Consider the following 10,254-nt stretch of genomic DNA (forward strand, 5'->3'; position numbering starts at 1 on the left):
TAGGTAATTGACCACCTGAAAATGGGTAAAACCCCACACCCCACACCCCACACCCCACACCCTGCCCCCACGAAAAACTTTTTCAGCAGCCCCTATTTAGGAGGATTATTAGGGGAAAGTGAGAGGAAAAACCTCCCTCAAATGGCCAATAATGCCGTCGGAGTAGTTTATAACCGATTACATCACTTTATTTTATCTTGGTGTTTTGTGCCTATACATTTATCCTGTGGCATAAGTTAACTGGGGGACTGCAAAGGCGGTGGACGAATCGACCTTTAAACACTTTTGTGGAAGCTTTGGAAGCTTTTCGGACAGCGATGTCTTTTCGTTTCTTTAGGTGGCTGACCGAGAATCAGGATGTGTTTGCCGCTTATCAAGCCAGTTTCGGCTTTGTTTGGGCTTAAAATTTGTTTAAGTCCCATTAGTCAAAAAGTTCTCACCCAACAACTGAGGGAATTAGAGTTAGATGGACTGATTCACCGAGAAGTTTATCCAGAAATTCCTCCCAAAGTTGAATATTCTTTAACCGCTTTCGGAGAAACCCTGAAACCGATTATTCTGGAAATGCACCAATTAGGAATTGAGAAAAATGCCAGACTTTAAGGTTTCAAATTTCCTCCTCGAATAAACCAAGTAATTGTGGCACTGGTAAAAGCAGTGATAGCGACAATAGCTATTTGTTTCCAGTTTTTTAATTCCCCAACTTTCTCGATTAAATCGGGAATTTTTTGGGTTAATACTGCTTGGGATTGAATTGTTCCTTCAATTTTAGCCGTTATAATTTTCACTTCCGTGATTTCTTTGTGTAGGTTAACAAATTGCTTGTTATTTTCTTCTCTCAGGGTTTCTAGTTGTTTGCGATTATCTTCCTTTAGCGTATCAATTTGCTCGCGGGTTTCTTCTCGCAGGGAACTTATTTGCTCGCGGGTTTCTTCTCGCAGGGAAATCATCTGCTCGCGGTTTTCCTGTCGCATTGCCGAGAGTAAGTCTTTCAATTCTTGAATATCATTGCTAGTAACAGTAGTCATACAATTAACCCCAAGAGAATCTATTTAACCGGCACTCTTTGATTTTATTATATTTCACCTACGCTAAAAAGGTCAAATTCATCAAATTTAATTACCTCGGAGTCAGGATAACGGGTATCAAAACGATAACTGCTCACGGTTGCTTTTTCTGTATCTAAAATGCTAAAAACCGTCAGATCATTACTGGCAATATAGGGTAAAGGTTGATTAACCCAATCCACTAGAGGAGCAATATTCGGGATAATTGCTTCTAATCCATTAGGATTACCGATGGCTGCATAATTTCTATCGAGGGGTACAGGACGTTTTTTATCACCTAAATAAGCAGCATAACTATTACCAACGTTAGAAGATTCGAGAAAATTCATACCCTTAGGACTAAGAAAACGATTCCATAAATGAGAATGACCATAAAAAACTAAATTAACCTTGGCTGATTCTAATAAGGGAATTAGATCACGAATAATATAATCATTTTCTTGGGGATAATCATAACGTACTGAGCTAACTTTTCCCGTGGTATCCCGTTGAATTGTCGGCACGGGATCGGTGTAGGGTGGAACGATATTTCCTCCTAGGGTATGGGGAGGATGATGAAACATAACTACTTTATATTTAGCCTCTTGAAATTCTCGACTATTTAACTCTTTTTCTAACCATTGATATTGAGGACTACCCTGAGCAATTGGCTCAAAAATATGCTGACCGTAACCCCAGCGGTCGGGTCTATCTAAATCTCTTTGATTTTCGTAATATCTTCCCGTTGCACTGGGTTCTAAATTGGGATTTCTCCAGATATTAGTAACATATAAAACCACTAAACGAATATCGCCAAAGGTTAGAGAATAATATTTATTTTGAGGCAAAGAAAAAATTTCTTCGTAGGTTTCTGTGTTGAAAGCATTATTTTTTAACCAGGTTTCATTAATTACTGCTGTATCCTCTGCTAGTTGTTTAGCAATAAACTGAGGAATAGCATCTTCAAACTGTTCATTTAAACCTATAGAAGTAGAAAATCTGCCCATAACTTCATGATTACCAATAGCAGGAAATAAGGGCGCATTTTGAATAATTTCTCCCCCTTTATAAATAGTCTGAATACCATTCTTTGTCAGAGTATAATTGGCACGACCTTGTAAACAGGGAAAGAATGCCCCACCGCGAATATCATCAAACCATTCGGAAGCTCGATCGGGTATATTAACTAAATCTCCTGCTAAAAAAACTGCATCTACCTGTCCAATAGTTTCGCTAACTTTTTGTAAATTAGCGGCAGTCATGGGCATTAATTGATGATCGGAAGTGAGCAGAATTTTGAGATTAGTTCCTTTTTTGGGTCTTGGGGTAAGGGTATAAATATCACTTCTAATCGCTGTATTTTCCTGAAAACTGGTGACTTGATAGGGAATCCTTTCCCCGGGATTTAAATCAGTAATTTCGGCCTGATGTCGCCAGATTTCTCGAGCGGTTAAAGATTGATAAGCTTCAACGGTTCTCGATTTTGCATCTTCTCTAACTCTAGTTAATTTGCTAGTGCGAGCGAGGGCAATTTTCTCTAGTTTTTCCCCGTAGCGCACCTGATGACGAGTGCCAAAAAATTCCGTAAACCAAATCACTTGTACTGATGTTTCGGTGGGTAATTGTAAAAAAGGTTCGGTTAAAAGTTGATTCTTGTTCATTGTCGCTAAAAGATAACTGCTGTGCTGCATTTAAACGGTCTTAAGGAGTAATTGAGATAGTCCACAGCTTAACCGGCAATAACTGGCAGATTCCCTATTTTATCGGCTAATGTAAAACCTTAGACTCTAACTGCTGCTGTTGCCAGAGATTTTGATAGACCCCAGGTATTGCGATTAACTCCTCGTGGGTTCCCATCTGGACAATTTCTCCGCGATCCATGACAAAAATGCGATCAGCAGTGGCAGCGGCCGATAATTGATGGGAGATAAAAATCACGGTTTTTTGGCTTTCTTGGCTGATATTTTCCAAAATAGCTGTAGCCGTTTGATTATCGACGCTAGATAGGGCATCATCAAGGATTAAAATCGGTGCTTGGATGGCTAAAGCGCGCGCTAAAGAGGCCCGTTGACGTTGACCACCGGAAAGAGTAATCCCACGTTCTCCCACTAAAGTTCCGTATTTTTGCGGGAAATTCTCGATTTCCTCCTGAATTCTCGCTTGTTTGGCCGCCGATTCCACTGCCGAAAAATTCAGCAGCGGATCGCCATAACGGATATTATCTTCAATGGTGGTACTAAATAAAAAACTTTCTTGGGGAACATAAGCGATCGCTTTTCGCAGCTCTTCCAGGGCAATTTGAGTGACATCTTGATCATCAATAAATAACTGTCCCTCAGCAATATTCAAAAGACGGGGAATAGCGTTAGCAAGGGTAGATTTTCCCGATCTGATCGCACCGACGACCGCTACCGTTTCCCCCGGATTAATGGTAAAAGAAAGAGATTTTAAGGCGGGTTCCTTAGCATCAGGATAGAAAAAAGTCAAGGCTTTGGCGGTAATTTTTCCTTGAATATTTTTTAAGTGAATACAATCGGCATTGTCTTTAATTTTAGCCTCGGCTAATAGGATAGTTTCCAGGCGATCTATACTCACTTCTCCCTGTTGGTAGGCAGTAATAGTGAAACCTAATAAAGCAGTGGGAAAAACTAATCTTTCTGCCAAAATTAACAGAGCAATAAAGTCCCCAATGGTGATATTACCCGCTATAATTTGTCTAGTACCGAGAGCAAGCAACGCCAATAAACTGACATAGGCCAAAGCTTCAATCAGGGGAAAAAGAAAATTACGAGTCTGGACTAAATCTAAATTAGCCTGTAGTAATTTGCGATTTCTTTGCTTAAATGCTCGGCGCTCGTTACCTTCTTGGGCATAAATTTTAATCAGAGTAATACCACTCATATCCTCTTGAATTAAATCGCTCAGATGCGAGAGTTTTTCTTGTACTTTTTTCTGTTGCCGCTGCAGACGACCACTAAATAACTGCACAGCAATTAACATCAAAGGATAGACAGAAATAGCGGCGATTGAAAGGGGAATATGAATCGCTAACATTACGGGCAAAGTTAACCCATAGGCAAAAAAAGTATTGGCTAAACTGAGTAAAGCAAAACCCACCAGACGACGCACATTATCCACATCGCTAGTGGCACGGTTGATTAAATCTCCTGAAGTTTGCCGAGAAAAATAGGCAGGTTCAAGGGTTAATAAATGCTGAAAGATTTTTTGTTTAAGCTCGAACTCTACCTGACGACCGATCCCGAATAACAATACTCTGGAAATCATGCGGATAAACCACATAATCGAGGCTAAAGCGACAATTAAAATCAGATAATAAATGATTTTTTGAAAGTCAAAGGATTTACTCAAATCATCGATGCTATCCCGGATTAAAAGCGGTATATAAACACCCAAAAGATTAACAATAAGCAGAGCAACTACCCCCCCAGTTACTATTTGCCAATGGGGACGTAGATAATTTGCTAGTTTTTTAATGCGAGAATAAGCCATATTCAGTTATCAGTAATCGGTGATCAGTTATCAGTTAGAATAGGGAACAGGCAAAAGGGGGAATAGATAATCAGTGGATTATGAGATGCGGCCACATTTCCCACCCAAGAATTTTTATTTTTTCTCCTTAACATTAGAACCAGCCTTGGGCGGTTTACCGGGGGGCTGATCAATTTTAGCTTGATAGCCGTACCGCCAGAAGTGAAGATAATCTGGTCTGAATTGGCATTAATTAACCCTGCTACCTGTTCTCTGGCCATTTCGATGACTGTCGCCCTATCCTGTCCCCAACTGTGTAAACTGGAGGGGTTGCCCCAATGATGCCGGAGAATAGTGGCAACCCGCTCGATCACTTGGGGATGAGTGGGGGTAGTGGCACTATAGTCAAGATAAATTTGCATTATTTTACAATCTGAGAAATGAGAGTCAAGACAGGCAGCTATTCTCAGTTTAGCCGTTTAAGAGATTAGAAAACGGTTTTCCTTAAGAAACCCGGTTTCTGGGTTGTTGAGAAACCCGCTTTCTGGGTTGTTGAGAAACCCGCTTTCTGAGTTGATGATGAGAAACCCGCTTTCTGGCTTATACTAAGCGTCAGAGGGTTTACAGGGGTTAAGTTATGACAGGAATTGAAACAACCATTGTAACGGCATTGACTAATAATTTTATTGGTCAAATGATTAAATCGGGGTGGGAGGGTATTAATAAAAATGAGTTATTGAATAAAGATGTCGGGCAGCTTATCAAAGAAGGAAAGTATCTTTTTTTGCGGGAATATACTCAACGTTACTGGGATCGGCACGGCATGATTAAGGTTTTAAAAATGTCTAAGCCGATGGATTTGGAGTCAATTTATATTAATGTCAAATGTTTGGGTAATTTAGTCAGGGATTATTATGATGAAAATTTAGAAAATAAATATCGTGAGAGTAAGCAGCGACGGTTTAACTTTAGGGATGATGGTAAAAAAGATGGTTTACTTTTGGCTAATCAAGAACAATATTTAATGGTACTTGGTGATCCCGGTATTGGTAAATCTACATTTTTGCGAAAAGTTGGTTTAGAAGCTCTCAAGGGAAATAAAGGCAGTTATCAGCATCCTCTAACACCTGTTTTACTGGAGTTGAAAAACTTTAAAGAAAACGAGATTAATATTCAGGCATTAATTGAAGAGGAGTTTAAAATCTGTGGTTTTCCCAATGTGGAAAAAAATATTAGCAATAAACTAGAAAAAGGGGAATTACTAATTTTATTAGATGGTTTGGATGAAGTGCCAACAGCTAATGTGAATAATGTAATCGAGAAAATCAAAGATTTTGTAGATAGGCATCATAAAAATCGTTTTATTCTCTCCTGTCGCACTGCTGCTAGAACTCATCTTCGACAATTTACCGATATTGAAATTGTCGAATTTGATGATCAGCAAATTCAAAGTTTTATTGAACATTGGTTTAGTTCGGAATTAGATCGGAAAAATGAGACGGCTAAAAATTGTTGGGAACTGTTGCAAAAGGAGGAGTATAAAAGTGCAAAAGAGTTAGCCCATACACCGTTATTGTTGACTTTTTTGTGTTTGGTTTATGATAAAAATCAATCTTTTCCCACAAATCGCAGTCGCCTTTATCAAGATGCGTTACGAATTTTATTGGAAACATGGTCAGCCGAAAAACGTTTACCTAATCGCGGTTTAGTTTATGAAAATCTCAGTATTGAGCAAGAAGAAATTTTGCTATCTGAAGTCGCTTATCAGAATTTTGTAGCAGATAAACTTTTTTTAGAAAAACGAGAAATTGTTAAGCAAATTAAAGATCACCTTAAACAAAACTTAAATGCTCCGCAACATTTAGACGGAGAAAAAGTATTAAAAACCATTGAAATTGAACAGGGAATTTTAGTAGAGCGGGCGAGAAATATCTATTCTTTTTCTCATTTAACCCTTCAGGAATACCTCACGGCTCAGTATATCTATGATAATGATTTGATTGAAGAAGCAGTTAAGAATTATGTAACAGAAACTCGTTGGCAAGAGGTGTTTTTGTTAGTGGCGGGTTTGATGCGAGGGAAAGCCGATAAATTGTTATTAGCAATGGAGAAAGAAGCCCATAATTATCTTAAAACGCCCCTCGGTCAAAAATTAGTGCCGATTTTACAATGGGCAGATGAGATGACTAAAGATTCTGTTGATAGTCCGATTAAACCTGTAGGAAGAAGAGCGCTCGCCTATTGGCTCTTCATCGCCTACGCCAAAGTCATCCCCAACGTCATCGGCATCGGCACCCTCATCGGCATCCCCATCACCCACAGCATCATCATCGCCTACGCCTACGCCCCCGAGATCGCCTACAACATCTCTGGTATCCTCTTTACCTTCAACTTCATTCATGAGTTTGTCCGGTTAGTTAAATTATTTGCTCAGTATCGAATTGTTTCTAGGGTTAATTTTTTCCAATTAATCGCTGATTTAGAAGCTTTAAAACAAATTATTCCTGATGATAAAGCAACTAGAAAAGAACATCAAGAATTTTTTTATCAATTATTTAAAATCTCGAATACTGCTTTTAATTTAACGCCTGAATTACTTAATTTATCCACCCGCCAAGAAATTAGCGAAATAGACAAGCATTATTTTTATATTAATCGCCTGATTCTCGACTGCCAAAAAGTGGCTGTTAATATTTCCCCTACCGTCTGGCAAGAAATCGAAGAACGAATGCTCCGCGTTCCTTAACTTCTACTTTTTTTCTCAAATTTTGCCTTTCCAATTGGATGAGATTAGCGAATATTAACACTATGAGGATTGGGAGCTTCAAAAACCTTGCATTACCATTTTTATAGAACATAGGGTTTGCTGAAAAAGTACGGGCGAAGCATTCGGATAGAAAATCTACGGTTTCACCGATAAGTTATTGTCCGAATGCTTCGCCCCTACAGGACGCGGAACCATGAAGACGCAAGGTTTTGAAGCACGATTCTCTCAGAATCTTGCACCTGTTTCGCTCGTAAAGCCACAAAACCCCTATCTTGCCTACATTTCACATTTATTCAGCAAACCCTATTTATTGGCGGTAAGACGATAACTTGAGACTGACTATCATCAACTGTATAGATAACCCGATAGTCTCCAACGCGGAAGCGATACTTCCCAGCAAATTCTCCCTTTAATGCTTTAATTTGAGGGTGATTTTTCGGTGTTTCTTGAAGGAGTTTTAAACACTTAGCAATCTTCTTTTTTAAGATTGGATCCGCTTCAGAATAAACTTTATTTGCTTTAGCTGTCAAACGGACTTTATAAGTCATCTCAGCTTTCCCAATCAATGAGAAAACCTGATTGTAAATCCATTTCAGCTTCTTTCAAATGTTCCATAATATTCGGGATTGCTCTAATTTCTTGCGTTGCCTTTTCACTTTCTTTATCTGACAAATAAGCGGCAAATTCTAGAATCATCTTTAAATTTTCTACTGATAGGGTTTGTATATATTGTTGAATCTTTTGCTGCATTAAATCGACCTGTACTAATGTTTCAGAATCTAAAAAATCTTCTGGAGTCGAGGGATTTACTTCAACGTTAGTTAGAGTCATATTTAATCAAGTGCTTCTCTCAAGTTTATTATTTGTATCTTAGCGTGTATCCTGTCTCCTGACTCCTGACGACCGACTCCTTACCCCACAGTTAACTTTACTTTTGTCCAACTACTTAAGACTGCGAATGTATGAAAACGCATCAATTGGGCAAAAGCTCAACGATGCGTTTTTAAGTTCCAAAAACCGCTATATTTGTAACCCAAAACAAATTAATTCTGATTAGGGTCAGTGGCTGCGGCCATTTGCATTCTCTGCACCAGATTATCGAGGGCTAATTCTAGATGTAAACCGGCATCTACGGCGGTCCAACCCTGTTCCGTTAGGTGTCGCCATTCAAAGTGTAGGTGCGGACCAGTAGAAAGTCCCGTACTACCCACACGACCGATAACCGCACCCTGTTCCACCCATTCTCCCGGTTTGACGGTAATTTCCGAAAGGTGGGCATAACGAGATTCTTGACTACCATCGAGGTGACGTAAAATCACCGTTAATCCGTAACCTCCTAACCAGTCGGCGGTGGCCACTTCCCCTGCGTAGGCGGCTAATACAGGTGTTCCCATAGGTGCGCCTAAATCAGTACCCGCGTGCATGGCCCGATTCCCGCTGACTGGATGATTTCGCCACCCGAAAACCGAGGTAATTTGGGCAGGAAGGGCGAGGGGAAAGAGTAAATCCGTGCGTTGAGTTGGGTTAGAATCCGTGGGACTTAAACGGGTGGCCCGCTCATAGGTGGTCGCTTCGCTGATTGCTTCCACTTCTGCGCGAGTCACCGGGGCCAAAGCTAATTTTACGCCATTCCATTCCGGGGGATTGAGGGCCACCACCTGACTTGGAATCACCGTCGGGGCAGCCAGACGTACCGGGGCGCTAGAAGCCACGAGAGTGGGGGCATAACGACCCAGGGAATTATTAGCGATAACCGGCTGATTTCGGGGCTGCCGTCCTACCCGCACGGCTGGATTAGGATTGAGACGCACCCGGGCCAGATTAACCGGGGGTAAGGGTTTGGCCACAGTGCTGACCGGCTGACGACGGGGGGACCGGGCCGCCAGATTACAGCTACCTCCTACCAGTTGACCATTTTGGGCGATCGTTTGGCAACCACTGCGGCGCTCGGTGACGACAACGGAACTGGGGGGGTTAAAGTTTCTGGTATCGATAAAGTTATTTTTACCGCCGGCCCGGGGGGCAAGGGTAGGCATATCGGTTTGATGGTTTTCGGGGATAGCCAGACGGGGGGCAGGATTAGTATTTTCTTTGATAACGGGGGCTTTCAGAGTCGGGGCGGCATTTTCCACCACTGGGGTTTCGCTGCCAGTTTCGGAATTAGCGATCGCATTGGGAGCAAGAGTAATCAGACCGCTGATTACTAAACCGAGACCACTGCATAAACTCAGCTTCTTTTTTAAGGATTTTCCGAGAAAAAGTTTCAATATCACCGATGAAGGATACATAGGGCGGCCTCACTTCTCACAGTTTAGTCAAAAAAATATTTAGACTCAATTATAGCCGAGACTGACCCTACCCGCCGGTAGATAGATTTCGCTACTGGCATTGTCCGAGGTGAGTTTAACTTTTAATTCCCCTTGATCGCTTACCCCCGTTATTATGCCCTGATAGCCCTCGAAAACTATCTTTTGACCAAAATTGGCAAAAAGTTCTAAGTAGGAGGCTAATAAGGCTTTTATGCCGTGATTACAGTAATATTCATAGCCGTATAGGATAGCATCGCTGGTGACATCGGTTAATTGAGCGATCGAGGTGATTTTATTGCCGGCCAAAGCTTGTAAATTAATGCCCGTGGGGGGGACGGGATTAGCCCAATTGATGCCCACTCCGATGACTGCTTGCGGGATGTTTTGGCCTTGAATACGGGTTTCTAGGTTAATTCCCCCTAGTTTGCGCCCTAATAGGACTAAATCGTTCGGCCATTTGATTTTAACGGGTATTTCTTGACAATTCAGGTGATGAGCGATGCCCCAAACTGTAGCGAGAACGAGATGGGCAGATTTATCCACCTCTAAATCCAGATTTAACGCCAAAGATAAATATAATCCTCCCGGTTCAGAAATCCACTCCCGTCCCCATTGTCCTCTCCCGGCACTTTGTTGACTAGCA

Annotated in this window: 10 protein-coding genes and 2 pseudogenes; 4 read left to right on the forward strand and 8 right to left on the reverse strand. The window is 41.1% G+C overall.

Annotated features, from left to right (window positions below; translation table 11 throughout):
• Positions 1 to 21 precede the first annotated feature (21 nt).
• From PX482_RS05815 to PX482_RS05825, 3 genes and pseudogenes are all read left to right on the forward strand, one after another.
• Positions 22 to 240: a hypothetical protein gene (locus PX482_RS05815; RefSeq protein ID WP_288027991.1), complete on the forward strand. Its 219-nt coding sequence runs from the start codon at positions 22 to 24 to the stop codon at positions 238 to 240.
• Positions 189 to 404 (forward strand): annotated as a pseudogene (locus PX482_RS05820) (IS701 family transposase); the annotation flags it as partial. The gene PX482_RS05815 and the pseudogene PX482_RS05820, both read left to right, overlap by 52 nt.
• A complete protein-coding gene (locus PX482_RS05825) occupies positions 391 to 603 on the forward strand; it encodes a winged helix-turn-helix transcriptional regulator (RefSeq protein WP_269464993.1) in 213 nt (70 codons plus the stop codon). The pseudogene PX482_RS05820 and the gene PX482_RS05825, both read left to right, overlap by 14 nt.
• Here the strand turns inward: PX482_RS05825 and PX482_RS05830 are convergent.
• The 4 genes and pseudogenes from PX482_RS05830 to PX482_RS05845 form a co-directional block, all read right to left on the reverse strand.
• Complete coding sequence (locus PX482_RS05830) at positions 600 to 1,028, reverse strand: hypothetical protein (protein WP_002759720.1); 429 nt, start codon at positions 1,026 to 1,028, stop codon at positions 600 to 602. The genes PX482_RS05825 and PX482_RS05830 overlap by 4 nt on opposite strands.
• 47 nt (positions 1,029 to 1,075) lie before the next feature.
• A complete protein-coding gene (locus PX482_RS05835; RefSeq protein ID WP_288027993.1) occupies positions 1,076 to 2,737 on the reverse strand; it encodes a purple acid phosphatase family protein in 1,662 nt (553 codons plus the stop codon).
• Between the two features lie 76 nt (positions 2,738 to 2,813).
• Positions 2,814 to 4,556: an ABC transporter ATP-binding protein gene (locus PX482_RS05840; RefSeq protein ID WP_288122185.1), complete on the reverse strand. Its 1,743-nt coding sequence runs from the start codon at positions 4,554 to 4,556 to the stop codon at positions 2,814 to 2,816.
• Positions 4,557 to 4,687: 131 nt separating this feature from the next.
• A pseudogene (locus PX482_RS05845) lies at positions 4,688 to 4,957 on the reverse strand (aminotransferase class V-fold PLP-dependent enzyme); the annotation flags it as partial.
• Between the two features lie 215 nt (positions 4,958 to 5,172).
• On the opposite strand from PX482_RS05845, the gene PX482_RS05850 reads away from it, so the two are divergent.
• Complete coding sequence (locus PX482_RS05850; RefSeq protein ID WP_288097173.1) at positions 5,173 to 7,281, forward strand: NACHT domain-containing protein; 2,109 nt, start codon at positions 5,173 to 5,175, stop codon at positions 7,279 to 7,281.
• A 314-nt stretch (positions 7,282 to 7,595) separates the two neighbouring features.
• Here PX482_RS05850 and PX482_RS05855 read toward each other — a convergent pair whose 3' ends face one another.
• The 4 genes from PX482_RS05855 to PX482_RS05870 form a co-directional block, all read right to left on the reverse strand.
• Positions 7,596 to 7,850, reverse strand: a complete 255-nt coding sequence (locus PX482_RS05855; RefSeq protein ID WP_288097176.1) for a type II toxin-antitoxin system RelE family toxin — start codon at positions 7,848 to 7,850, stop codon at positions 7,596 to 7,598.
• 1 nt (position 7,851) lies between these two features.
• Complete coding sequence (locus PX482_RS05860) at positions 7,852 to 8,133, reverse strand: hypothetical protein (protein WP_288097178.1); 282 nt, start codon at positions 8,131 to 8,133, stop codon at positions 7,852 to 7,854.
• A 212-nt stretch (positions 8,134 to 8,345) separates the two neighbouring features.
• Positions 8,346 to 9,590 (reverse strand): M23 family metallopeptidase, encoded by a 1,245-nt coding sequence (locus tag PX482_RS05865; protein WP_287765080.1) that lies wholly within the window; start codon positions 9,588 to 9,590, stop codon positions 8,346 to 8,348.
• 45 nt (positions 9,591 to 9,635) lie between these two features.
• On the reverse strand, positions 9,636 to 10,254 hold a 619-nt coding region (locus PX482_RS05870; protein ID WP_288122186.1), incomplete at its 5' end, for a biotin--[acetyl-CoA-carboxylase] ligase.

Source organism: Microcystis sp. M53602_WE12 (genome assembly GCF_030065455.1).
GTDB classification, from domain to species: Bacteria; Cyanobacteriota; Cyanobacteriia; order Cyanobacteriales; family Microcystaceae; genus Microcystis; species Microcystis aeruginosa.

Excerpts from the sequence above, each read along its gene's own strand:
- PX482_RS05815 (WP_288027991.1), top strand. The coding sequence starts at position 22 with ATGGGTAAAACCCCACACCCCACACCCCACACCCCACACCCTGCCCCC.
- PX482_RS05830 (WP_002759720.1), bottom strand. The coding sequence starts at position 1,028 with ATGACTACTGTTACTAGCAATGATATTCAAGAATTGAAAGACTTACTC.
- PX482_RS05835 (WP_288027993.1), bottom strand. The coding sequence starts at position 2,737 with ATGCAGCACAGCAGTTATCTTTTAGCGACAATGAACAAGAATCAACTT.
- PX482_RS05840 (WP_288122185.1), bottom strand. The coding sequence starts at position 4,556 with ATGGCTTATTCTCGCATTAAAAAACTAGCAAATTATCTACGTCCCCAT.
- PX482_RS05850 (WP_288097173.1), top strand. The coding sequence starts at position 5,173 with ATGACAGGAATTGAAACAACCATTGTAACGGCATTGACTAATAATTTT.
- PX482_RS05855 (WP_288097176.1), bottom strand. The coding sequence starts at position 7,850 with ATGACTTATAAAGTCCGTTTGACAGCTAAAGCAAATAAAGTTTATTCT.
- PX482_RS05860 (WP_288097178.1), bottom strand. The coding sequence starts at position 8,133 with ATGACTCTAACTAACGTTGAAGTAAATCCCTCGACTCCAGAAGATTTT.
- PX482_RS05865 (WP_287765080.1), bottom strand. The coding sequence starts at position 9,590 with ATGTATCCTTCATCGGTGATATTGAAACTTTTTCTCGGAAAATCCTTA.